General features: G+C 45.4%; 21 protein-coding genes and 1 pseudogene. 15 read left to right on the forward strand and 7 right to left on the reverse strand.

Going from position 1 to position 22,959, the window contains the following annotated elements; all coding sequences use genetic code 11:
- Positions 1-138 precede the first annotated feature (138 nt).
- Entirely contained in the window at positions 139-1,173 is a 1,035-nt protein-coding gene (locus MKY95_RS02885) for an aminoglycoside phosphotransferase family protein (protein WP_036607386.1), read from the reverse strand.
- 21 nt (positions 1,174-1,194) lie between these two features.
- Positions 1,195-2,169, reverse strand: coding sequence for an SMI1/KNR4 family protein (locus MKY95_RS02890; RefSeq protein ID WP_339196809.1), 975 nt, complete (start codon positions 2,167-2,169; stop codon positions 1,195-1,197).
- Positions 2,170-2,381: 212 nt separating this feature from the next.
- On the opposite strand from MKY95_RS02890, the gene MKY95_RS02895 reads away from it, so the two are divergent.
- Together MKY95_RS02895 and MKY95_RS02900 are read left to right on the forward strand one after the other, a co-directional pair.
- On the forward strand, positions 2,382-3,089 hold the full coding sequence (locus MKY95_RS02895; RefSeq protein WP_339196812.1) for a hypothetical protein: 708 nt from the start codon (positions 2,382-2,384) through the stop codon (positions 3,087-3,089).
- Positions 3,064-3,468: a DUF6516 family protein gene (locus MKY95_RS02900; protein ID WP_076319485.1), complete on the forward strand. Its 405-nt coding sequence runs from the start codon at positions 3,064-3,066 to the stop codon at positions 3,466-3,468. Before MKY95_RS02895 ends, MKY95_RS02900 begins: the two co-directional genes overlap by 26 nt.
- A gap of 109 nt (positions 3,469-3,577) precedes the next feature.
- On the opposite strand, the gene MKY95_RS02905 is transcribed toward MKY95_RS02900, so the two are convergent.
- Both MKY95_RS02905 and MKY95_RS02910 read right to left on the reverse strand, forming a co-directional pair.
- Positions 3,578-4,609, reverse strand: a complete 1,032-nt coding sequence (locus MKY95_RS02905) for a ribonucleotide-diphosphate reductase subunit beta (RefSeq protein ID WP_036607380.1) — start codon at positions 4,607-4,609, stop codon at positions 3,578-3,580.
- A gap of 368 nt (positions 4,610-4,977) precedes the next feature.
- The gene (locus tag MKY95_RS02910; RefSeq protein ID WP_036607378.1) at positions 4,978-7,296 is read right to left on the reverse strand and encodes a ribonucleoside-diphosphate reductase subunit alpha; all 2,319 of its coding nucleotides are present in this window, start codon (positions 7,294-7,296) and stop codon (positions 4,978-4,980) included.
- A 773-nt stretch (positions 7,297-8,069) separates the two neighbouring features.
- Here MKY95_RS02910 and MKY95_RS02915 point away from each other — a divergent pair.
- Positions 8,070-8,396 carry an MTH1187 family thiamine-binding protein gene (locus tag MKY95_RS02915; RefSeq protein ID WP_017690882.1) on the forward strand — a complete coding sequence of 109 codons (327 nt, stop codon included), beginning with the start codon at positions 8,070-8,072 and terminating at the stop codon, positions 8,394-8,396.
- A 184-nt stretch (positions 8,397-8,580) separates the two neighbouring features.
- Here the strand turns inward: MKY95_RS02915 and MKY95_RS02920 are convergent, their stop codons facing one another.
- A complete protein-coding gene (locus tag MKY95_RS02920; RefSeq protein ID WP_036607376.1) occupies positions 8,581-9,705 on the reverse strand; it encodes a PsbP-related protein in 1,125 nt (374 codons plus the stop codon).
- A 445-nt stretch (positions 9,706-10,150) separates the two neighbouring features.
- Between MKY95_RS02920 and MKY95_RS02925 the strand changes: the two genes are divergently transcribed.
- From MKY95_RS02925 to MKY95_RS02950, 6 genes are all read left to right on the forward strand, one after another.
- Positions 10,151-10,255, forward strand: a complete 105-nt coding sequence (locus MKY95_RS02925; protein WP_017690880.1) for a hypothetical protein — start codon at positions 10,151-10,153, stop codon at positions 10,253-10,255.
- 43 nt (positions 10,256-10,298) lie between these two features.
- Positions 10,299-10,406, forward strand: coding sequence for a hypothetical protein (locus tag MKY95_RS02930; RefSeq protein ID WP_017690879.1), 108 nt, complete (start codon positions 10,299-10,301; stop codon positions 10,404-10,406).
- A gap of 263 nt (positions 10,407-10,669) precedes the next feature.
- Positions 10,670-10,981 (forward strand): hypothetical protein, encoded by a 312-nt coding sequence (locus tag MKY95_RS02935; protein ID WP_017690878.1) that lies wholly within the window; start codon positions 10,670-10,672, stop codon positions 10,979-10,981.
- 1,117 nt (positions 10,982-12,098) lie between these two features.
- A complete protein-coding gene (locus MKY95_RS02940; protein ID WP_036607374.1) occupies positions 12,099-12,695 on the forward strand; it encodes a sigma-70 family RNA polymerase sigma factor in 597 nt (198 codons plus the stop codon).
- A complete protein-coding gene (locus MKY95_RS02945; protein ID WP_036607371.1) occupies positions 12,692-13,657 on the forward strand; it encodes an anti-sigma factor in 966 nt (321 codons plus the stop codon). Before MKY95_RS02940 ends, MKY95_RS02945 begins: the two co-directional genes overlap by 4 nt.
- Positions 13,658-13,848: 191 nt before the next feature.
- Entirely contained in the window at positions 13,849-15,360 is a 1,512-nt protein-coding gene (locus MKY95_RS02950) for an HD domain-containing phosphohydrolase (RefSeq protein ID WP_036607368.1), read from the forward strand.
- 4 nt (positions 15,361-15,364) lie between these two features.
- Here the strand turns inward: MKY95_RS02950 and MKY95_RS02955 are convergent, their stop codons facing one another.
- On the reverse strand, positions 15,365-16,018 hold the full coding sequence (locus MKY95_RS02955; RefSeq protein WP_036607365.1) for a phosphatase PAP2 family protein: 654 nt from the start codon (positions 16,016-16,018) through the stop codon (positions 15,365-15,367).
- 477 nt (positions 16,019-16,495) lie between these two features.
- Between MKY95_RS02955 and MKY95_RS02960 the strand changes: the two genes are divergently transcribed.
- The 4 genes from MKY95_RS02960 to MKY95_RS02975 all read left to right on the forward strand — a co-directional run bounded on the left by MKY95_RS02960 (position 16,496) and on the right by MKY95_RS02975 (position 20,611).
- The gene (locus tag MKY95_RS02960; protein WP_036607362.1) at positions 16,496-17,911 is read left to right on the forward strand and encodes an ATP-binding protein; all 1,416 of its coding nucleotides are present in this window, start codon (positions 16,496-16,498) and stop codon (positions 17,909-17,911) included.
- A gap of 208 nt (positions 17,912-18,119) precedes the next feature.
- On the forward strand, positions 18,120-19,277 hold the full coding sequence (locus MKY95_RS02965; protein WP_235193865.1) for an MFS transporter: 1,158 nt from the start codon (positions 18,120-18,122) through the stop codon (positions 19,275-19,277).
- A 124-nt stretch (positions 19,278-19,401) separates the two neighbouring features.
- Positions 19,402-20,088 (forward strand): oxidoreductase, encoded by a 687-nt coding sequence (locus tag MKY95_RS02970; RefSeq protein WP_036607357.1) that lies wholly within the window; start codon positions 19,402-19,404, stop codon positions 20,086-20,088.
- 148 nt (positions 20,089-20,236) lie between these two features.
- Complete coding sequence (locus MKY95_RS02975) at positions 20,237-20,611, forward strand: RidA family protein (RefSeq protein ID WP_017690870.1); 375 nt, start codon at positions 20,237-20,239, stop codon at positions 20,609-20,611.
- Positions 20,612-20,723: 112 nt separating this feature from the next.
- On the opposite strand, the gene MKY95_RS02980 is transcribed toward MKY95_RS02975, so the two are convergent.
- The gene (locus tag MKY95_RS02980; RefSeq protein WP_339196825.1) at positions 20,724-21,482 is read right to left on the reverse strand and encodes a tryptophan-rich sensory protein; all 759 of its coding nucleotides are present in this window, start codon (positions 21,480-21,482) and stop codon (positions 20,724-20,726) included.
- Between the two features lie 226 nt (positions 21,483-21,708).
- Here MKY95_RS02980 and MKY95_RS02985 point away from each other — a divergent pair.
- Positions 21,709-22,675, forward strand: a pseudogene (locus MKY95_RS02985) (arsenic resistance protein).
- Between the two features lie 72 nt (positions 22,676-22,747).
- A complete protein-coding gene (locus MKY95_RS02990) occupies positions 22,748-22,942 on the forward strand; it encodes a hypothetical protein (RefSeq protein ID WP_036672096.1) in 195 nt (64 codons plus the stop codon).
- Positions 22,943-22,959: the final 17 nt, after the last annotated feature.

Here is a 22,959-nt window from a genome sequence, read left to right on the forward strand (position 1 = left end):
AAACCGCCGGAGATCGTCCTTGATCTTTGGCGGTTTTATGCGTATACCCGTATGTTGGGCGATATATGGAACGATAGATACGTTAGTTTGGAAGGCAGTTATCCATTGAGCGACAGTCCAAATCTACTAACTAATCTACTAATCCAGCAATGCGACAATCGAATCGATGGACTGCTGCGCCCACTGTGCAAAAGGCAGGTCGGCTGCCCACGTCACTTGTCCTGTCGCTTTGGCTTCCCCCCACCACAAGATACGCTGATAGAGCAGATGCATGCTGAGACGTGTGCGGAAGTGTTGGCATTTCTCCTCATCTGCTGCACAGACCAGATCCCGGTAGCAGAGAAGGAACTGTGCGGCCAGTTCTGGTTGACCCTCACGAACATACCTGGTGGATATTTTGGTTAGGTCGGCTGTGCCGTCTCCGAAATAGCCGGTTGTAAAATCGAACAAACCACTAATCTGCCACCCTGAAGAAAGACCGTCCAGATTTTGAATCAAAATATTCTCGACCTTGAAGTCTCCCATAACAAAACACGGAACAGCCCTGGACCGAAATGCCGGTTCAGCATTCTTGAATTGCTCATCCACCCACTGAACATCTTCATCCGTAATCACCGAGTACTGTTCAGCATTATGTAACCAGTGACGAATGGTTCCGTACAACCAGTCCAGATAATCGCCTGCAAAGGAAACAATCTGCTGCGCTACAGGATCATATTCCCCGGCATCAGGCACCTTCCAGCGATGAAGTTCAGCCAAAGTATGGGCAAACATACAGGCGATCTCTTCCTGATCTTGCTGTGAAAGTGAAGCCTGGAATGCTGGATCATACAGGTGATTCCCGGGCAGGCGTGGCATTATGGCATAACTCCAGCCTAGCAGATGGGTATCTTCATGTAATAAATATGGATCAGGGACAGGGATGGACGTATGTTTTGCCAGTTGTTCTACAAAGAACTTTTCTTCCTGTAACTGTCCTGCATATAAAGGATTGCCTTTCAGAATATACTCTCCACGGGAAGAGCGAATGAGCAGTGTCTGACCCATAACCCCTTTATCCGTTCGTTGATAATCTTCAAGGGTTCCCAGGTCAAGCTTATTCAGCGCATCCTGCAATGGAACTGCGGCCACTTCGCCAAGTTGATTGGAACCAAAATAAATACGGGTTGTCATATGGCCGGACCCTCCTGGGTTTTAGTCCTCATTCTCTTCGTCAGACAGGTCATACGTATCCTCATCGACCAATCCACGGATGAAAGCTTCAAAATTCGGCGCAAGATATGTAATCTCATAATCATTTTCCTGATCGACATGAACTACACAGGGTTCGCCTTCAGGGCCACATAAACGATAATCCAGCATAACAACATCATGACCAGCGGATGGACAATCACAGATCACAATCCCCAGGTCGGGGTATCCCCAATCTTCGATCATGAACCGACTTCCCAGCTCACCAGCGAGTGCGTATATTTTATCGTGTCCAATTCCCATAATGCTTGAAATGGCAATGTGATCCTCAGCCCAGGAAGTCGCTTCTTTGGTGGGAAATACAGTGAGCGCAGGGATACCGCCGTTTTGCGTATTCATCAGTTGAATATAGGAAGCGGGCAGCTTGTAACCCAATTCTTTCTCAATAGTCAAAATCTCTTCTTCATCAAAAGGTTCTGATACATGATTGTCCTGCGCATAATCACTCTGTACCCAGAACGTTGCGGGATCATAAGTCCCTGAAGCGGCTCTTAGATGGTTCTGTGTACCGCTCTGCTCCAATGCTGCGATATTCTCTTCATGGCGTTGACGATCCATTCGCATCTTCTCCGCTTGGGGACGAATCTGGCGAAGGAATTCAAGGGTAGATTCATCATGGGGCAGAAGTTCATCAGCTCTCTCAAAAGCCAGTAGTGCCTGTTCATAACTTGCTATATGACAGTATGCATAACCCAAGCGGTATTGCCAGAGCGGGTCGCTTACCCCTTGCTCCTGGACAGACAACAAATGTTGAACGGCTTCGCGGTAACGTGCGTCATTGTTATAGGCTCTGGCGAGTTGACCAATCAGATCATAATCCCGCTCTGAGACGGGGATTCGTTCAATATGTTCAATAATGAGACTGAATTGGTCCTGCTCATGCCACAAGTTGATTTGTTCCAGCAGTTCTCTTTCCATGAATAGGCCTCACTTCCGTAGGAGGGGTATGAATCTCTTTCATTATATAATAAGTATGTGTTGGTTGGAGAATGTATAAATCAAGCTCTTCGTAGCATACTGTTTAAGTATGCTTTAAGTTTAATCTATAAAGTTTAAGTTGTGTTTAACTTTGTTTAAGTATGATATTGAAAGTTAAACTTTACTATCCTATACTAGGAGTGTGAGGTGAGATGGATATGGGAATCACAAGAGTTGAGAAGAATATATTTAGTCAGAACACGGATGAGATTGCTTCTGAGTTAGTTCAGAGCTTGAGTAATTCGGATAATAGTATTTTACTGTTCAAAGTGCTGGCATTTGCAGTCAAAAATAATGCTGAATTTGTTCGTAATCTGGATGAATCTATCTTTGAAGATGCTGATATTTTTAGAGAAAAGTATGTTACTCTTCTCAAACATGCGTTAAGTCAAGCAGTGGATGTACCGACAGGTATTACAGACAGTGGTGTTCCTTCTATTGAAGCTGTACGTTCTTATACTCCTAAAGAATTATCTGTATTTTTTGGAGTGAGTATTACGACGATTTTTAACTGGATTGATCAAGGCCGTTTTATGGGAATTCAAAGAGCCGGGTCCAACAAACATAATCTCATCCCAGACAATACTACATATGTGTATGGATCAGGTAAGAGAACGACGATTAAAGAGATTGTGACTATGTGGAAAAAGGAAGAGGCAGAACGCCAATCCACAATAGAAGTTAGTGACCTGGATTACCACACAGGGCAAATTGCCTTATATGAAGATAAATACAAAGGGGAATTCGAACGGACACTCGGAACTAAATTGAACTTAACACCTGAAGAAGAAACCGATGCACAAGTTTGGAAACACCATTTGGGGAGGCAGCGTCTTGGCTTTAAAGATACCGAAAAGTAATTTTCGTTTTATTGAGAATGATTTTTCAGATATTATTATGGAGATTCGAGATGGTGCCCAGGGTCTTTCAAGCAGTGCTAGAACTATTCGTAAAACAATTGTCTTTAATGATTTATCGAAGATGTACTGTGTAGAGGAGATAGATCGAAACGGGGGATTCATCGAGTTATATTGGTATGATTGGTATGATGATCAAAAAGAGTTGATTATGAAATTCCATGCTCATTATCATCCTGATGAAACACCTGCTAATATCACGATGTATGACCCGTTTCATATTCATACGGCAAATGAAAGAAGATTGAATAATGGAAAATTTCAAGAATTATATACGATTCTTGAATTTATTAGATTAAGAAATATCTCTATTAAATTATAATAGTTCAACGCTGATATGATGTTTGTACATACGAATTAAACAACACTCCCTGAACTTAGGCATTATAGCCACAGTTCAGGGAGTGTTGTTTTTTATAATCTATTCTTTATTACAAATCGTCAAATCCGTTATCGTCGCCAACTTTACCGTAGTTACGGGATTTAGCTTCGAAGAAGTCGGTTTTGGTTGCATTTAGTGCTTCATCGGAGAATGGTTTTATCCAAGGCATGCAGTTTACATCCACACCTTCATATGCTTTTTCCATACCCATTAGACGCAGACGTTTGTTGGCGATGTACTTGATGTAATCTTCCAACTCGTTCAGGTCAATACCGCGCACGTTGCTGAGTGTGTAATGTGCCCAGTTGGTTTCAAGCTCAACAGCACGATGGATGGTTGTGTATACGTAGTCCATGTTCTCAGGTGTGTTCAGTTCAGGGAAGTCTACCAGCAACTGTTTGTACACTTCGGCGAAGAAGTAACAGTGTTGGTTTTCATCCCGCTGGATATACGAGATCATCTGGCTGGTTGCCATCATTTTCTGGTCACGGGCCAGGTTGTAGAAGAAGGCAAACGTACTATAGAAGAAGATACCTTCGAGTACCAGATCGGCGACCATAGCCTGGAAGAACGTCTGTGGAGACGGCTCGTCCCGGAATGTTTGGTAAATGTCTGCGATGAAACGGTTACGGTCAAGCAGGACTGGATCATGTTTCCAGTATTCAAAAATTTCCTTTTGCTCCCGATCAGATACGATCGAAGACAGGACGTAAGAGTACGATTGGTTATGAACGACTTCCTGTTGTCCGATAATGGCCGAGATCGCTTCGAGTGAAGAATCGGTAAAGTAACGTTTTACATCACCAACAAACATCGTTTGCATAGAATCAAGTACCGCGAGCAGAGAGATGTTGATTTTGAATGTACGTTGCTCTTCTTCATCCAGTTGAGCAAACTGGGAAGCATCTTTGGACATTGGAATCTCGTCTGCGATCCAGTGGTTAAGCAGCAGTACTTTGTACAATTTGTACATATGAGGCATGCGAATGTCGTTCCAGTTCAGGATACCGGAGCATTCACCTTCAATAATACGGGTTGATTGGTTAGGGGCTTCGGTGTTAAAAATTTTCTGTACTTGCATTGTTCCGTTCACTCCTTGAATGAATTTACACTGTATAACTACGATGACAGAACAACCTTCCGATCGCTGTTATCCCCTGATTTTTTTGATTCCCTCTTTTAAAGAGGAAAATCCGGTGATAAAGGCGAGCGCTCCGCTTCTTCAGCTTTGTTCTGTCCTCTTCGTTATCGTGTAATCATTAATTCTTTTATATATATTAGGGTTGTATAATGTGGCATCTATATCAACATCTTGCGATGCTGTGATCATTTTTTAGGCAAAAAAGAACCAGGGCAACGCCATTTTGCAATCAAAACAGGATGCCCTGGTGGTCACCTCGAATCTAGTAAATCTTCTCTATCATGGATAAAGCGTAAATTGCGCAAAAATCAAGATTCTTCAATTGTTAATGCCCGGCTACGAACATAATAAGTTGATTTCATGCCGGCTCTCCAGGCGTGCAGATGCAATTCCAGGAATTCTGTTGCTTTAATATCTGGTCGAACGTAGAAGTTGAAACTTTGTCCCTGATCGACGTGGCGCTGACGGGCAGCCGCCATATTAATGGAAGCATGTTGGTCCACCTGGAACGCCGTTTGGTAATAAGGGCTTGTTTTTTCGGACAGATCCGGAGCCGGATTGGCAATTTTGTAAGTTGTTTTCTCTTCATAAGATAACAGCTCATAGAGCGGATCAATACTAGCCGTTGAACCGGCAATAATGGACGTGGAACCGTTAGGTGCAATGGCGAACAACCAAGCATTACGTACACCGTTTTGTCGTACTTCGGCTTGCAGTTCTTTCCACTGTTCGGTTGTCACGAACTCGCCTACGCGCTCACCTGATGTGTACTCGCGTTGGTCGAAGTAATGACCACTTTCCCAATCGGAACCTTTGAATTTCGGATAATGTCCTTTTTCTTTGGACAGCTCCATACTGGATTTCACGAGCAGGTAGTTAATTTTTTCATACAGATTATCGTTATATGTTACAGCTTCTTCAGACTCCCAATGAATGCCTTCGAGAGCAAGCAGGTGGTGAAGTCCAAACGTTCCCAGACCGACTGCGCGATATTGGCTGTTGGTATATTGGGCTTGCAACACTTCAATGTTGTTAATGTCGATAACGTTGTCCAGCATGCGCACCTGAATTGGAACGAGACGCTCCAATACATTATGAGGTATAGCACGTGCCAGATGGATGGAGTTCAGGTTGCAGACAACAAAGTCGCCAGGCACTTTGGAAATCACGATGCGAGTTTGTCCATCCTTGGTTACGAGTTCTTCCTTTTCAATTACAGTGGCAGACTGGTTCTGCATAATTTCGGTACACAGGTTGGAGGAGTATACCATACCGTGTGCACGGTTAGGATTCGAGCGGTTAACCGTATCGCGGTAGAACATGTATGGCGTACCTGTCTCCAGTTGGGATTTCAGTACACGCTTCATGATGTCAATCGCCTGTACTGTAATCCGGGACAGCAGTGGGTGATTCACCGCTTCTTCGTATTTATCACGGAACGCACCTTCACCAAAGGACTCATCATAGAAATCTTCCAGTCCGAGTGCACGACCATTCTCGTCCTTCCAGCCCATCACTTTCTTCGTTTCGTGCGGACAGAACAGGCTCCATTCGCCACGGGTGGATACCCGCTCCATGAACAAGTCAGGCAGACAGATGCCGTGGAATACGTCATGCGCACGCATACGCTCGTCACCGTTGTTCAGCTTCAGATCGAGGAAGGCCAGAATGTCTTTGTGGAAAACGTCCAGGTACACGGCAATGGCACCTTTACGCGTACCGAGCTGGTCTACGCTGACCGCTGTATTGTTTAGTTGGCGAATCCAAGGGATTACACCGGAACTTGTATTTTGGTGACCACGGATATCCGAACCACGAGCTCTGACTTTGCCGAGGTAAACGCCGATGCCGCCACCCATTTTGCTCAGACGAGCTACATCCGTGTTGGAATCGAAGATACCTTCGAGTGAGTCGTCCACCGTATCAATGAAGCAGCTGGAGAGTTGACCGGCTACTTTTTTACCTGCATTGGACATCGTAGGAGTAGCAGCGGTCATGTACATGTTGCTCATTGCCCAGTATGCTTCCTTGACGAGATCCATACGTCTCTCGGCAGGCTCTTGGTGCATTAGGAACATGGCGATAACCATATAACGCTCTTGTGGCAGTTCCATTACTTTTCCATCAAAATCGTGAGCGAGGTAACGTTCTGCCAGTGTGAGCAAGCCGATGTAATCGAAGAGCAGATCGTTGCGGTAGTCAATGCACTCAGCAAGTTCGTCGATCTGTTCTTTGGTGTAACATTCCAGTAATTCTTCGCGGTAGATACCTTTCTTCACGAGATCTACAAGAAGAGGGTGGAATGCGCCATAAGGCTCGTCCGGGTAAGACTTGTATCTGCGGTTGGTAGCCGCTTTTTTGTAAAGGGAAGTGAGCAGGGAGCGTGCCGCTGCAAATTTCCAATTAGGCTCCTCTTTAGTTACCAATTCCAGTGCGCTCATGATAAAAGCGTTGCTGATTTCGTCTCCGGTAACTTCATCACGGCGGAGCTTGCTGTTTACCCCACGTACCAGACGTTCCTTGTCCAGCATTTCCAGTCCTTCCAGAGTACGGTCGGCATATACCGAGATGCGCATATCATCAAAGGCAAGCTGGCGGTTGTTCGGCTTGGTCACAACTTGTGGCATGAATATTCCTCGCTTTCGCATGTTAAAGATATAAATTGGAGAAATTCTTTATATAAAGAATTGAGTGTTGTCTTACGGTGAGAAAAAGGTAAAGGTTGCTTTTGGCAGACTGAAACGGCGGTGACAAGTTCATGTCTTAAATCGCTCAACTTGAGGAGCACAAAACAGCACAATTCAGAACATGCTCATATAAAAAGCATTCTCCCGCCTCGCGGCTGAAAATGCCCATGGATGCTCTGGCTTCCTTACTGTCTTAGAAGTTCTGGATATCGACAGAAAAGGGTGCTTATGTAAGCTTTGGTCTATTGCAGATGTGCCTGTAGTTTGAGGATACCGGATGCAGTCCAAACAGCCCCGTTAACCTCCATGTCAACTCTGTTTCGAGAAAGCGATTTACACCTACAGGGACGTGCCTTTGGAGGTGATTTCATCCTGTTTTTCGCGAGAATGCAGAAGGTGACTAATAGAAGCGGAGAAATCTAGTGTTACTACATTTTGTAGCTGTCAACATACTGTAACCCAACATATTGTGTTTGTAAAGTGGGCCGATACAGTAAAACGTAATTCCGAGTATACCATTTAAGCCAGGAATCCGCAAAGGAAAAGGACTGGAAGATTTGAAGATTTATCAAAAAAAATTTTTGGCCAATTTGAATGACGTCATCACGTCAGTTTGAATTGTAACGCATTCAACTGGTAGAATAAAAATAGTCAAAAATCGACTAAAATTAGCGGCAGCGGTTGTTCACGGGGCCCAGAGGAGGCGGAGCAAAATGGCAATAGCAGAAGTGACTGTAATTCCAATCGGAACGGGTACAACCAGTCTAAGCAGTTATGTGGCGGACATGCAAAAGGTATTGGAACATCAACGGGGCATTACATATCAGTTAACTTCCATGAGCACCATTATTGAGGGACCACTTAACGAGATCTTTACAGCAATTGCGGCTCTGCATGAAGCGCCGTTTCTGTCAGGAGCTCAGCGTGTTTCCACATCCGTCAAAATTGACGACCGTCGTGATAAACCGGATGCCTCCAGTATACAGAAGTTACAATCGGTTCAGGATAAACTGACGTCACTTCAGGCAAGACCTAATTAATGGTTTAGTATAAACATCCGTATATACGGTTATTCGGTATGTTATAAGTCATTAATTAAAGGTTAGATTGTGTCTGTCTGTGTAGTTAACGTGTATTTCTGACATCTATAAACTGAAAGACAAAAAAGACCCAGCTTAACGTTCATTAAGCTGGGTCTTTTTGTATACTCATTTAACATTTTAATTAATCTGCAACTACCAATGATGCACCAATCAACGTGGCGTTGGTGTAACCACCGCCAACATTTTCAAAAGAGAAGTTGGTAATTGGCGCACCGATAACCGTGGCATAATCACCATCAAGCAAATCTCCGGTCGTTGCAGGATATAACGCTATAATATCGTTTCCGTTCTCATCCATGACATGAACGATAGAGAAAGTTGCTCCGAGAGAGCTATCTTCTTCAACGGAAATGACTTCCCCGTTAACTTGTACGAAAGTATTGTAATAGTTGGCTACATTTTTATTCAGATGACGTGTCGTTACATTGGAGTCAACAAGCCCCTGTACCTTTTTGCTTAGTTCTGCCGTAATGGCAGGGAATACATCGTTATGTTTACCAAAGAAATCATAAGATGCCTGCTCCATAAAGGCTGTGTCTTCTGTAATGTACGGAGTTAACTCATTAAAGAAATCCGCAGCTGATGCCGTAACAGATGAATTTCCAGTTGTTGCAGTTGGTGCTGTTTGCTCCAGAGGAGCAGTAATGCTTAGGGAATCAAGGATATCTTTGATCTCATCCTGATTATAAGTATCCTTGGCGTAGGTTAACGTCATGGTATAGAGTTCTGTATTGGTCGGAATCAGATACTGCACAAGGATAACATCTGTACCCGAGGAATGCTTATAGGCTCCTTCCAAGACACCAGCGCTATATTCTTTATAAGGCTTGTTTGTGTAGCTGGTTTTTTTATAATCGGAAATGCCGATGCTTGAACCGCTTTGTGTGTAATAATCCACTATATTATTGGCGTATTCTTCAGGATTAATTGAACCGGTTGAGCTGGCCTCAATCGTCAGATTCATATTATCTGCAAATGTGACTGATGAAGATTGGTCTGAAAAAGCAGCTTTAATGGATGGAGCATTCATTTGACTTGTATCTACGCTTTTCCAGGATTCAGGATATGCAAAAGAAAATCCTTCTCCACTATATGTAGTGTATTTCGTAGCTTTAGCTTCTGTTGAGACAGTTTCAGTTGCCTTGGATGCTTCGGTCGTTTGGCTATTGGTTGTTGTATTTGTTTCTGAATTACCACAAGCACTAAGCAATGTGGCTAATGCCAAAATCGTAATAAGTTTCTTCATTATGTCTAATTTCTCCTAATGTGCTTCCCATCGGTTGGGATTTTTTCTAAGGTCATCATTTCGTTTGGGATAATCTGGTTTAGGTGGTGGGCATGGAAACTCCTTTCTATTTTATTAGTAAAATAATAACATAAATAAAGATTTCAGTATTCATAATTACTAAAAAGATAATTTATCTGTATTTAACAAGTTAAAAGCTAATAATATACCGTATGGGTATCCATTTTGAGTGATAGTACATACATTTGGTTGATATAACCGTGGGATTTATTTATGACTTAAACATATATGAACATAACATTCCGGCTTAAGAACTAACCCTTTATGTAGGTGCAATTAGCGAATAGTCGGTGGAAAAAAAACAGCCCATTTTCGACCTGAGCCCGGTCCCATGTGTGATTGGTGCATATAGTGAACTGTACCTCAAATCAAAGGAGGGGTTTACATGAGTGGAGTAGTAGGTGGATACGGCGGCGCATGGACATCGACTGGCGCGATCTTGGTTCTCTTTATCTTGTTGGTCATCATCTCTAAAGCATTCTTGATCTAATAAACCGCTTGGACCCTAATATATTTGTAAAGGAGGGTTCTGCATGAGCAACGTAGTTGAAGGCGTAGGATACGGCGGCTGGACATCGACTGGAGCAATCCTGGTTCTGTTCATTCTTCTCGTAATCATCACTAAATCTTTCTGGGTATAATATGGCGAGCTCTGCCGGGCAACCGGTGGGGTTTTTTTTCTAGAGGACAAGCATGGTGGAGAGCCAGGAAGATAAGATAGCTTGTGGTTGAACGGAAGAATTGGTGGAATTCAAGAAAAGGAAGGATGGCGTATGCTTCGAAAATGGGGAAGGTACCTCATGGCTAAACGCCCATTTTGTCAAAATGAGGGCGATAGCCCGGTCCAGAGGTAGGCTGAATACATAGCTTAGGGGTGTAGGCAAATGTTAAGGAGGAATGAACAATGAGCGAAGTAAAACCGAATTCACCGAACGGACAGGGACACGTATACGGACATATGGGAGGTTATGAGCATATGCAAGGATACCAATACACAGGTCATGAAATGCATGGGTATGGATATGGTTGTGGAACAATGCCAATGGGATATGGTTATGGATACGGACACCATGCCAATCAGGCTCCAATGATGCACGGTTATCAACAGGGTTGTGGAGTATCCTATGGTCATGGCGGCGGAAGCTGGGGTTCCATGGGTACGATCCTCGTACTGTTCATCTTGCTGGTCATCATCTCCAAAACGATGTTTATCTAAGGATTTGTGAGTGCAAGGGGACTTTGCTGATCGTGGATCGTTGTGATAGATGCTCTAAATAAACTCCGAAGTCTGAGTTCCATGTTGGGGCATAACGTACCTATGATTCAGAGCGGGACAGCGTAGGATTTCATCCTGCGGTGTCCCTTTTTTATTAGAAGTGAAGGAGCGTTGGGATTACTTTCTTTAACGAACTCCACAGACGCTATTCCATGCATTTTTGCAAAAATTGAAGGCTTAACGAATTGTAGATGTCTTATTATCTGAATCTGGGCATGTTTGGAGCCAATATTCATGAAGTGCCATGGATTAACGTGGCTGAGATTCGTTAAATTTTACATAGCACAGAAATCCCCAATATAAGGTGTGCAGGATTCGTTAGCGTCTGGTGAGCGTAAACATTTGCTTTAGAGGCCGAAGTTATTTGCACAATTGGAGAAGTAAGAAGTAAGAAGTAAGTATCGAGGAGTGCAGTCAGTGGGAGAATGGAAAAGTTTTAAAGCAGAGCCGAATTTATCTGGTTAGTCTGAAAAGTGGAAGGAGGACTTTTCTTAATGTAGGAACGGTGTCCGACAGTCTGTAGATGTTACTAAATTGGATATGTAGACATGGATAAACACCCGGAACCCAATTCCGGGTGCTTTGTGTATGTTTTCAATCTTCTCAAGAATAAGTGATATCCAAAACAACAAAAGCCCTACCTCTCTTTTGTCCTTGCGGCTCCGATGACCGCGCCAGTGTGAATGGGAACATCTTGTGAAACTCTGTACTACCGGGTTATTGTGATTCAGGTTCTTCAATCTTCATAGGTTAATTGTGCTTAGAGTTCGCTGCGGTCGCAGCATGAAGAAAATATTCCGGGGTTTAAAGAAGACAGAAATCATATGAGGTTGTTTAATACAACTCTTATAGTATACCACAGGTTGTAATTTTCTGCAATAAAAAGGAAAGCGCGACCAGAGCAGCATGTTTTCGGACTGTTTTTAAGTTAGAAAGTGAAAGGTTAGTTTGAAAAGATACAGAAAATTTTTCAAACTATTTCTTCATAGGGGTAATCCTCTTCAAAAGATTCTGCGTAGGTTATAATAAGAGGGAAGAAACAGAAAGGGGCCCTCGCATGACTGAATCGATGGAGGACAGCAGGTTAATGCGGCAGATCGCGGAACGTGATGCCTCCGCACTGGAGCTTTTATATGACCGTTATGAGCGAGCGGTGTATTCTTTTGCCTACCGGATCGTTGGTGATCCCATGACGGCAGAAGAGACCGTTCAGGAACTTTTTATGCGGGTCTGGAATAATGCCGAACGTTACGATGCCTCACAGGGGAAGCTGACCACATGGATGTTTGCGATTACGCGTAACATTGCAGTGGACATGCTGAGGCGGAAATCAAAAGGGGCAGCGACTACTTCAGTTGAACACGAGACACTGGCTGCCTATGCCGATGAACATACGAATACGGAAGAAGAAGTGCAGCGTAAATGGGAAGGTACCCGGATTAAAGAGGCGTTGTCCCAATTAAACGGTGATCAGCAACAAGTTATAGAATCGATTTATTATGCGGGATTAACCCAGCAGGAAGTATCCAGCCGATTCGGGATTCCGTTGGGTACAGTAAAGAGCCGTGTCAGGCTTGCCATGCGACAGCTCCAAAAGTTGCTGGCCGATGCTGAATTGCATCCGGACGCGGGAAGGGAGGGCATACATCCATGATAGAACGACATGAGGAGTGGTCTGATCTGGCACCGATGTATGTGCTGGGCGGACTGGAAGCAGAGGAAGTGGCGGCGTTTGAAGCGCATATGGCAACTTGCGAACCTTGCCGCCAGGAGGTAAGGGAATTGCAGGAAGTGACTGGCTTCCTGCCACTTGCGGCGGAACCTGTAGCACCGCCGCAAGGCATGCGAGCACGTGTGCTGGGCAACGTGCTCGGACATGTGCAGGAGAGCGCCGAGGCGAAGCCAGCGGCTACTCCTGCAGAGCCTGAAGCACCCGTGGTGCTTCAGGAGGATCTTGCGCCGCAGCCCGGGCCAGGCTTGCCGCCGGTAACGGCGGTGCCTGCGGCCCGGGTGGAAGAGGCTGCCCAGGCACAGCCATGGCAGCCACAAGCGCACGCGCGTGCGCGCATCAGCAGCGCCTGGCGCATAGCCAGTGCCGCCCTTGCGGCCGCGGCACTGTTACTGGGCGTGTACACGGCGCAGCTGCGAAGCCAGATCGACTCGCTGACGCAGCAAGCGGCGGGCTCGTCGGCTACGCAAGAGCAACTGGTGCAGGCACAGGCGCAGAATGCACAGCTGCAAGAGCAGCTGGCATCAGCTCTGAAGCCCGCACAGGGCATGCAGACTGGCGAGGCAGTGAAGCTGAATCCTGCAACGCAGGACATTGTAGCTCAGGGTCTCGCAACCATCGTTATTGACAGCAAAGGCACTCACCTGGTTGTGCAGGCTGAGAACCTGCCGAACCTGGAAGGCAACGAGGCTTTTCAGGTCTGGTTGATCAAAGGAGATACCCCTCAGAATGCGGGTACTTTCCTTAGTCGTGACGGAACGGGAGCGGTATACTACACATTGGATTCGGCCAACGACTATGATACGGTTGCCATCACGCTTGAACCGGATGCAATGGGAGATGAGCCGCGCGGTACAATGATTCTGGCTGCCAAGATTAAAGGATAAATATAGGATATATCACCAAAGGCTGCTCCGTCGTGGAGCAGCCTTTTTGTGTTTTCCAGTTCTGATGCCCATCCATTGGATTTTATTAATTTTTTTTGTCGGAGCAACCGATAAACAAATAGAAGGCAATACCCTTAATCTCCCTGTATCTCAAGGGAGAACTGGTTGCACATAGAGAGTGAGGGGTTCAGTTGGAAGCATACCGTTCATTTATCTTTCGCCTGATACGCAATTATCTGATCGGTTCACTGGCAGCTGTTTTTGTTGTCGGTACAGTAGTTATGGTATCTACTCTGCAAATACCCAATATTCAATTTGTTCGGCTCATCTTCATTGTACTGATTTCACTCTTGTTCATGCTGGTTGCAGAATTAATTACGCTGTGGGTGCAGCTAGGCCCCATAAGACAATTTTTCACTTCCGAGCATCACGAGAGAGACGAATTGAACCACATGTATGAGAAAATTCATCGTTTTCCGGGACAGACCATATATCGGATCATGGGTCCGCACATGCTTGGTTTCTCACTTCCGGCAGCCGGATTAACATTATGGATGATATCCACAGGGTGGCTTGAATTTCCTTACTTCTATACTGTCGTGGCCGCTGCGTGTGCCTTTCTGATTGCCATCATGCATGCGCTGATTGAGTATTACTTAACGGTGCGGGCGATTAGACCCCTGTTACTTGAGATTCGACATCGAGGCAAAGTCCAATACGGGATGGAACCTTCACTGGGAGGGCGAATCCTGGTATCGATCCAGCGTAAATTTCAGCTAAGTACGGCACTGATTGGCTTATTTCCTCTATTTCTATTTTTCCTGGCTACATATATCAGACTTCAGTATATGGACAGTGAATTTGCGAAAGAGTACATACTGTGGGGAATTCTCATCGTTGTTCTGGGCGCGGGGTTTGCGCTGGTGGGAAGCTGGCTGTTGATTCGTGATGTTCGTGATCCAGTTGCTGAACTGACGCATGAGATGAACCGAATTCAGGGGGGAGATCTTGGCAGACGAGCTCCGGATCTATATGCGGATGAGTTTTCGGCACTGATCTCCGGTTTTAATATGATGATTAATCGGCTGGAGATGAGACAGGAACGCAATCGACAGCTGTTGCAAAGTTATTTTTCTACGCTGGCTGCTGCTTTAGATGCCCGAGATAAGTACACGGCAGGACATTCCATGCGTGTGGCAGAGTATTCGCTGATGATTGGTAAGCTGAGCGGAATGAGTGAGGAACAGGCGGATTTATTGTACAAATCAGCCCTGCTTCATGATATCGGGAAAATCGGCATACCTGATGAGGTGTTGCTGAAGGATGGAAAACTAAGCGATGAAGAATTCGCAATTATTCAGACACATCCCGTGCAGGGAGAGAGTATTCTGCTCCAGATAGAACCCATTGATGCCATGGCTGACTTTCTGCCTGGTGTACGATCTCACCATGAGAGATATGATGGCAAAGGGTATCCGGATGGGATGGCAGGCGATGAGATTCCGCTATTTGGCCGCATCATTGCGGTAGCGGATGCCTTTGATGCCATGACGTCTGATCGACCATACCGGAATGGGATGAGTCATGAGAAAGCGCTAACGATTTTGGAAGAAGGAAAAGGGACCCAATGGGACCCCTATTTTGCAGGTTTGTTTATTGATGAATGGAGACGACAACAGCATCTTCAGAAACCATCGAAGTGAGGGATCAGCTGATCCCCTCTGTCCACTTCGATTCTTTTCTGCGTCTCCGGTGAAGAGCGAGGCCTGTTATGATGGTGAGAACACATTCGCCGAGTATGACCGCACCCAAGGCGTCATAGATTACATGTTGTTTGATCATTAGCGTGGATACTATAATAGTTGCTGCCCCGGCGGCCACCAAAATCTTGATGGGTTTGCGGATGCTTGGAACCGAGAGAACAGCACGCATAACCAGATAAGAGTGAAGAGAATGAATACTTGGAAAACAATTATAAGGACGATCCTGACTATAGAGCCATCCGAGGACAGATGCTCCCAGGCCTGTACCCGTCAGTTCCGGGCGCGGTACCATGGTCTGAAAGTTGAAGTAGATCAGATAACATATCCAGACACAGATATTCATGGATAACAAGACACGGTAATACGTCAGGCGATCTTTGGCACACAGGTAAGCGAGCACACCGAATACAAACGGGTACCAGCCCAAATATGGAATGGACATGCCAGGCACGTAGGGAATGATCCGGTCGAGCGGCGAATCAAGCACTACGAACCCGCGTTCTGGACTATTAAGAATATCATAGAAGAGCCCCATGACGGCCAAAGACAGCATTAAACTCAATGACAGCCAATAGGATTTGCTTTTTAACAATTGCACAACATCTTTCTCCTTTCATTCATGTTCCGACGAACATGACCCCAGCAAATAACTATATGAGTTGCACTATACATTCATTTACACGAGAACGCAGAGGACAGAAATAACCTGAAGAAGCGGAGCTAAAAGCTTTCTGAAAGAAAGCTGCATCGGAAGCATACGCTTCGCCTTTATCCACGGATTTTCCCTTTCAGAAAAGGGAATCGAAAAAATCTGGGGATAACAGCGATCAGAAGGTTGTTCTGTCATCGGAGTGGCAAGTGTAATTATTCTTTAGTTCAATCTATATAGTAGTTTAAATTTAAACAACAATATATTCTACTACGACCAGCGCACAAATTGAATCCTGATTTGTGTATTTTTGTGTATTTTTTTGACGAAGAAGGAATGCCGAAGCTTCAATGGGCATGATATGATAGAGACACATACGGACGAAGGTAATTTGGCCAGTAAAGTCGGTTCAACAGGAGTGAGTGAATGCAATTTTCAAAAATGTTCGTATTGAATATGGGGATGCTTATTACCATTGCATATCTTGCTAGTGTGTTCTATAAATATGTCGTAATACGTACCTCTTCCCGAGTGAAGCAGATCAGCTCCGTGCTTGTCCTTATTTTTGCAGGTTGGATCAGTACGGTTTTTGGGTTTCAACTCACCGATGAAGTGGTCTTTGATCTTCGATATGTTCCTTTAATTGTTGCCGTTCTAACGTATAGACAACCCTATAGCGTAATTATCGTGGGTATTGGAATTGGGCTGTCGAGGCTGACTTTTGGCATCACGGATGCTACATTGGCGGCAGTACTTAACATGTCTATTTTGGGCGTGATATGTGCAGGTCTGAATATATGGATGAGACGCAGCAACTACAGGCTGATTATTAAAGGAATCCTTGTTACAGTTATCGTCAATGTGGTCAACAGTATAAACATCGCTATCGTTGGTGTGATCCCGGCTACATACTTCTTTTCACATATTATGCCTTATACACTTCCTACAGGCATTTTGCTGAGCCTTATTTTTGCATTTATTTTACGTGATTTTCAGAATGAACAGAATCGAATTTTGCTGATCCAGAGTACAAACCGGCTATTGTCTGTGCAAAAGGAAGAGTTACAGAAAGCCCAGATTGTACTGGAGGATCGAGCGAAACAATTGATGATTGCCTCACAGTACAAATCCGAATTTCTCGCCAATATGTCCCATGAACTGCGTACACCACTGAACAGTGTCATTAACTTTGCCCAGATGATCAGCGAGAATGCCGACACGATGGATCAGGAGGATATTATACGTTTTGCCAATATGATCGACCACTCCGGGCAGGAACTGCTTACGCTCATTAACGATATTCTGGATCTTTCCAAAGTAGAAGCGGGGCGGCTGGATATTGTACTGGAGGATATCAGTGTCGCACAACTTACAGAAGATGCCATGAGCCACTTTCAGCTTGTTGCCGAGAAAAAAGGTATTCAGTTGGTTCTGGACAAAAAAACGGGACTGCCCGAGACGCTCTGGTCTGATCCCCAGCGGGTTCAACAGATTTTGCGGAATCTGATGTCCAATGCCATCAAGTTCACTCACCGGGGGAAGGTCACGCTGACCGTAAGCACCAAGCAGATTAAGAATGCAGGTATTCAGAATCGATGGCTTATTTTCTCCGTTCAGGATACAGGAATTGGCATTTCTGAGGACAAGCATCATTCCATATTTGAAGCATTTCAACAGGCTGACGGGTCGATTAGTCGAAAATTTGGCGGTACCGGACTTGGCCTGTCAATCAGTCGGGATTTAGCGAGATTACTGGGGGGATCGATTGAACTGGAGAGCGCTGAAGGTAAAGGAAGCACCTTCCATCTCTATCTCCCGTTGGACCGTGAAAAAATGAGTTGACAACCTTCGCGCCGTGAGTAGAATTTGGGATGACAACTAGCATCGACCGGCTTTTGAGACCCGGTCTAAGGAGTGTATCCCCATACAGAAGACGGTCAACGTTAACCCTCCCCCGTTAGCAAGCAAACCACGGCGCAAGGGTTCGACACAACGCACGAATTTATCGATTGCAACATGGGAGGGTGTACCGGCAATTATTTTACAGACCTTGCTGGGAGGCCCATTTTTAACCGGATTTCTGCTGTACCTTGGGGCCGGGTCGAGACATATCGGCTTTGTGCTCGCGATTACGACGTTTGTGAACATTGCCCAGATCGGAGCAGCTTACTGGATGCAGCGTATTCGCAGCCGTAAACGCATGCTTCTGTTATTTGTGGGCACACATCGCATCTTGTGGAGTGCAACGGGACTGATCCCGTTCATATTCCCCAAAGAGTGGTGGGTAAGCGTATATATTGGCGTGTATACGGTTGCTTTTATATCAAATACCATCGGCGGTATGATCTGGACTTCACTAATTGGCGATATCGTACCTGCTAAGGTGAGAGGGCGTTATTTTGGAATTCGAAATACGATTCTGAATGCTCTTGGAAGCGTATGCTTATTTGCAGGCGGTATTGTTTTGGACCGTTACCCGGGAGAAATGGGCTTTCTGATCCTGTTTATTCCGGTGTGGATCTGTGCTATTGCCAATACAGTCATCTATTTCTTCTATCCGGACGTTCCCTTCGAACGTTCTACCGAAAAGGTTTTCTGGCGCATGTTCATCAAGCCGTTCCAGGATCGTTCTTTCCTGAAAGCAACGCTGTTCCTGGCTTCATGGTTATTGATCCAGACCTTGATTGTTCCGCTTTATTCCTATGTTATGCTCGATCTATTGAACATCAATTATCAGACGGTATCCCTGATCACGGTAGTCCAGACGCTGGTTATGATGGCCGGTTTCTATGTTTGGGGTAATCTGAATGCCAGATTCAGCAACAAAACCCTCCTATTTTGGACATTGCCAGTCATTGCACTCTCCTGTTTGTCGTGGGGGTTAATGTCGTTCATGCCCGTATTGATCGCACTATTTCTATCTCATATCTTCCTTGGGATCGGGGTAGGTGGATTCAACCAGCTGGCATTTAACTTTACGATTGGAGACACACCCAAAAGTGAAAGACCGATGTTTGTCGCGGTGTATTCGGCTCTGACCGGAGTCACTTCGTTTCTCGGGCCGTTGTTGGGTGGCTGGTTGTATGAAAAGATGGAAACCTGGTCCGATGCGCTGGCCTGGATCTCAGCCTATGGATTTCAGATGGGGGTTGGTGTCGTGATGCTGATTCTGACATTTACCCTTGGACGTCGTGTACTGTTAAAATAGAAACGATATAAATTTCAACTAATGAATATTTACACGGGCACTTCGATGACAGAACAACCTTGTAAATATTTAGATTGATCATATGTATCTGGTATGACTTCAAAAAAGATGGCGAAGTGGAGGGATGTATTTGAATCGTCTCGAACGGAAAGCCATGGTGATTGGAGCCACCGGGCTTGTAGGCGAATTACTGGTTCATAATCTGCTGGAGCACTCGGCATACAGCCTGGTTCGTGTTCTGGTTAGACGTCCGCTTGAGTTGCAACATCCCAAACTGGAACAGCATGTGGTGGACTGGGAACAGTTGGAGAGCCAAGGCCACTTATTCGATGGAATCGATGACCTGTACTGTTGTTTGGGTACCACGATCAAAAAAGCAGGCAGTCAGGAGAGTTTCCATCAGGTGGATTACCATTACCCGGTTCGTGCAGCAACGATTGCGAAGCAGCATGGAGTATTACAGATGCTTGTGATCTCCTCCATGGGAGCGAGCGCAGGTTCCCGAGTCTTTTACAGTCGGACCAAGGGGGAAATGGAGGATGCATTGTCCGATATCGGTTTTCAGTCATTGCATATCTTCCGCCCGTCCTTAATCCTGGGAGATCGAAACGAGAAGAGATTCGGTGAGCAGATGGCTGCCCATGCGATGAAGCTTCTGGATCGCTGGATGAAAGGCAGAGTGGACAAATACCGGGCGGTCCACGCTGCAACCATTGCACAGGCCATGACGAATATTGCGTTGGTGCAAACCAAGGGAAACCACGTGTATCCCAATGATGTCATTCATGTCCTTGGTGTGGACGGGGGCTAAGAAACCTTTGAACGAGCTGTATGCTTCATGTGGCTAGGGATGGGCGTTTCTCGCTTGAGGTAGATCGTGGTATAATAGGCAACAAAAATGAGTTCGAACCCTGACCCCTTGTGGCAGCAGGATAACGAACATGAAGGAGAACTCGTCCATGAAAAAACCAATCTCTACCGATCAGGCGCCAGGCGCCATTGGTCCATACAGTCAAGCCGTTGATGCGGGCGATTTCATCTACACTTCCGGACAGCTTGGTCTGAATCCCCAAACGGGAGAATTCGGTGCAGATGTACAGGAGCAGACACGTCTGTCTTTGAGCAATGTGAAGGCTATCCTTGAAGCAGCAGGTACAAGTATGGATAAAATCGTGAAAACGACGGTGTTCCTGAAAGACATGAACGACTTCGTTCCTGTGAATGAAGTGTACAGCACGTTCTTCGAACAGCCTTATCCTGCACGTAGTGCAGTGGAAGTGGCTCGTTTGCCAAAAGATGCACTGGTGGAGATTGAGGTAATTGCCCTGAAATAGGACAACCTTCACTCGCGCCGATATACATAAAAAGCCGATTCAGGTCGAATGACCAGAATCGGCTTTTTGCATTTTTGCATTATATTTAAGCGCTATATAGAAGGGGGAAATCTTAATCACGATCCTGATTACGGGCGAAGAACAGCCATACCGCGTAGATGGCCAGTACGATCGCAATGATGATTGCCGTATAATATACGGAAGTGACATCCTTTTGTTTAAGTGCAATGGCGATATACGCCCATGTAAACACAAGTGGGTACACACTGTCCCGATAACGGAAGCTAACGAGTACAGCCAGCACCATACCGACAATCAGCATGATGATCGTCCAAGTCGGTTCGCTGATACCAAAACCATCCCAGCCAATTTTATATAACAGCACCGCTGCATTGACAATGGTTGCCACACTAATCCATCCGAGATAGATGCTGAATGGCAGCTTCACAAGCCAGATCTCAGCAGTGGTTGGAACCGTAATGGTACGTGTTTTTACATACAGCATGATCAGGCACAACAGAAGCAGTACAATAATCAGTAAGGCGAGACCGGTCTGCAAGTTTTGAAAAGCAAAAATCCAGGCTACGTTGAAGGCACAGCTTGCCAGAAACCAATACCCGAGACGGGTAATCGAATCCCTTTTCCAGGAAGCGGGCACGAACTGATAGATCACAAACCCTGCCAACAGCAAGTAGATCAGACCCCATATAGAGAAGGCATAGCCAGAAGGTGTGAGCAGCACAGGGTACATATCCGATACTTCTTTATTGGTCTTGCCTCCGATCGGCAGAGCGTTGGAGAGGTAGTTCACGATAATTACAGCAATAAAACCAATGGCGTTTAACCACTTGTACGGATTGTTACGTGACATTGTGTTTCCTCCTTGGTTTAACGAATGAATGAACCACGGGTCAGTCTACAATGAATATACCCAGTTCTTGCACATTCTAATAACAGCCGCAAAAAATTCACAAGTTGATCCTTCAGATCCTTGTGCTCTGCCGCTTATGTTGGAACGGCACTCTGTCCCAATGTACGCGAAACGAAGCAGAAATATGTCCATGCCCATGATGTCCCACTGGAAGAGGAGGAAGAGAATGCTCACAAGAGAAACGATGGAGCAACAGCAAACCTGGTTCTATGTAGTTGCACTGTTCGTAGGAGCAGTGATAGGGCTGAGTAATCCGGTATGGGGGAATGTTTTACACTACACCGTGTCCCCGGTTCTTGCCGTTCTGTTATGCAGCATGTTTGTACAGATTCCCTTTTTACAGTTAAAAGAGTCTTGGTCCAACCTGCGATTTATGGGCTCGTTACTGGTAGCTAATTTTATCGTTGTACCTGTAGTTGTATGGTTGCTCACACTTGTCTTTCCGCAATCACCAGGCGTTCTGATCGGAGTCTATCTAGTGCTGTTAACACCCTGTATTGATTACGTCATTGTGTTCACACAGCTCGGCAGGGGCGATGAGAAACTGATGCTCGCCGCAACACCTCTTTTATTTGTTATACAAATGGATCCTGTTGCCGTTTTATTTATGGCTATTGATGGGTACCGAGGTGGCACAGATCATGCAGGTAGGGCCGTTTGTAGAGGCTTTTCTGTTCCTGATCGTAATTCCACTGCTGCTCGCTGTTGTTACACAAGTTTTCTCCAGAGGTAAAGCGAGCGGGGAGCGGGTCATAAATGCGACGGCATGGCTCCCGGTTCCGATGACGGCACTTGCGCTGATCGTGGTTGTCGCTTCCCAGATTGGCAAAGTCTACAATGATATGGCGATCATCGTAAACGTGATCCCGATCTATGTTGCTTTTCTGATCATTATGCCTTGGATATCTCGGATCATTGCTAATGGGTTTCGATTGAATACAGGCGCAGGGCGTGCGTTGATTTTCAGTTCAGCCACACGGAACTCGCTGGTTGTTCTGCCGCTGGCGCTGGCACTCCCGCCAGAATGGGAAACTATAGCAGCGGCAGTCATCGTTACACAGACGATGGTGGAGCTTGCAGGGGAATTAATCTACATTCGACTTGTACCTGCGGTGATTTTGCGGGATCGGTGAGCGTACTAGGGTGTATCTATGTTATGATATATTACAATTAATAAAACCATTTTTGGTAAATAAAAGGGGGTTATGAGTATCCTTACTTACCGGAAGATCATGTTCTACCTGGATATTGCACTGGTACCATTCATCGTAGTCTTTTTTCCCATAGCAGCTCATACAACGGGAAATAAAGTTTATTATCTCTACTTGGGTATAGCTGTAGCTGCAATCTTTCGGATCGTATCCTATCTTAGAAAAGAAAGAGCCAACAAATCGTCATGATATAGGCTAATTTTCGT

Source organism: Paenibacillus sp. FSL P4-0176, from assembly GCF_037975265.1.
GTDB classification, from domain to species: Bacteria; Bacillota; Bacilli; order Paenibacillales; family Paenibacillaceae; genus Paenibacillus; species Paenibacillus amylolyticus.

Bases quoted from the DNA above. Each gene is read 5' to 3' on its own strand.
- MKY95_RS02885 (WP_036607386.1), bottom strand. From the start codon at position 1,173: ATGACAACCCGTATTTATTTTGGTTCCAATCAACTTGGCGAAGTGGCC.
- MKY95_RS02890 (WP_339196809.1), bottom strand. From the start codon at position 2,169: ATGGAAAGAGAACTGCTGGAACAAATCAACTTGTGGCATGAGCAGGAC.
- MKY95_RS02895 (WP_339196812.1), top strand. From the start codon at position 2,382: ATGGATATGGGAATCACAAGAGTTGAGAAGAATATATTTAGTCAGAAC.
- MKY95_RS02905 (WP_036607380.1), bottom strand. From the start codon at position 4,609: ATGCAAGTACAGAAAATTTTTAACACCGAAGCCCCTAACCAATCAACC.
- MKY95_RS02910 (WP_036607378.1), bottom strand. From the start codon at position 7,296: ATGCCACAAGTTGTGACCAAGCCGAACAACCGCCAGCTTGCCTTTGAT.
- MKY95_RS02915 (WP_017690882.1), top strand. From the start codon at position 8,070: ATGGCAATAGCAGAAGTGACTGTAATTCCAATCGGAACGGGTACAACC.
- MKY95_RS02920 (WP_036607376.1), bottom strand. From the start codon at position 9,705: ATGAAGAAACTTATTACGATTTTGGCATTAGCCACATTGCTTAGTGCT.
- MKY95_RS02925 (WP_017690880.1), top strand. From the start codon at position 10,151: ATGAGTGGAGTAGTAGGTGGATACGGCGGCGCATGGACATCGACTGGC.
- MKY95_RS02930 (WP_017690879.1), top strand. From the start codon at position 10,299: ATGAGCAACGTAGTTGAAGGCGTAGGATACGGCGGCTGGACATCGACT.
- MKY95_RS02935 (WP_017690878.1), top strand. From the start codon at position 10,670: ATGAGCGAAGTAAAACCGAATTCACCGAACGGACAGGGACACGTATAC.
- MKY95_RS02940 (WP_036607374.1), top strand. From the start codon at position 12,099: ATGACTGAATCGATGGAGGACAGCAGGTTAATGCGGCAGATCGCGGAA.
- MKY95_RS02945 (WP_036607371.1), top strand. From the start codon at position 12,692: ATGATAGAACGACATGAGGAGTGGTCTGATCTGGCACCGATGTATGTG.
- MKY95_RS02960 (WP_036607362.1), top strand. From the start codon at position 16,496: ATGCAATTTTCAAAAATGTTCGTATTGAATATGGGGATGCTTATTACC.
- MKY95_RS02970 (WP_036607357.1), top strand. From the start codon at position 19,402: ATGTATTTGAATCGTCTCGAACGGAAAGCCATGGTGATTGGAGCCACC.
- MKY95_RS02975 (WP_017690870.1), top strand. From the start codon at position 20,237: ATGAAAAAACCAATCTCTACCGATCAGGCGCCAGGCGCCATTGGTCCA.
- MKY95_RS02980 (WP_339196825.1), bottom strand. From the start codon at position 21,482: ATGTCACGTAACAATCCGTACAAGTGGTTAAACGCCATTGGTTTTATT.
- MKY95_RS02990 (WP_036672096.1), top strand. From the start codon at position 22,748: ATGAGTATCCTTACTTACCGGAAGATCATGTTCTACCTGGATATTGCA.